The sequence below is a fragment of the Mesorhizobium sp. M1E.F.Ca.ET.063.01.1.1 genome (genome assembly GCF_003998155.1).
Taxonomy (GTDB): Bacteria; Pseudomonadota; Alphaproteobacteria; order Rhizobiales; family Rhizobiaceae; genus Mesorhizobium.
Map to the genome: position 1 here is coordinate 1 of NZ_RZSC01001577.1, position 474 is coordinate 474.

The 474-nt window shown below is 66.5% G+C and carries 1 protein-coding gene; it reads right to left on the reverse strand.

All coding sequences use genetic code 11. The features are described 5' to 3' along the window. Positions 1 to 474: inositol monophosphatase family protein (locus EOA29_RS39880; protein WP_281061158.1), on the reverse strand; the 474-nt coding region annotated here is incomplete at both ends.

Below are 474 nucleotides of genomic sequence, written 5' to 3' on the forward strand. Positions count from 1 at the left end.
GCAATCGGTGCCGTAGCGGGCGAGCTGGACCTGCTTTTCGAACTGGTCGTAGCGCGTGCGCGCCTCGCCCTTGAACAGCGCAGGCGTCGTCGTGAACAGAGTCGCCTTGGCGAGGTCGGTCGTCTTGCGCGTCGCAAGCTTGCGCGGCCCGCCCGGACCCTCATAGTGGGAACCGGACGCGTTGGCATAGAACAGCTCGCCGGTGAAAGGCTGCGACATCAGCCCGGCGACGGCGTCGCCCTCGACGGTCAGTCCGACCAGCGTTCCCCAGACCGGCAGGCCGGAGATGAAGGCACGCGTGCCGTCGATCGGATCGATCACCCAGACATGCCGGCTGGAGATGTTCTCGCTGCCGTGCTCCTCGCCGAGAATGCCGTGATCGGGATACTCGGCCGATATCAGTGCGCGGATCGCCCGCTCGGCCTCGCGATCGGCTTCGGTGACCGGATCGAAGCTGCCAGCCTCCTTGTTGGT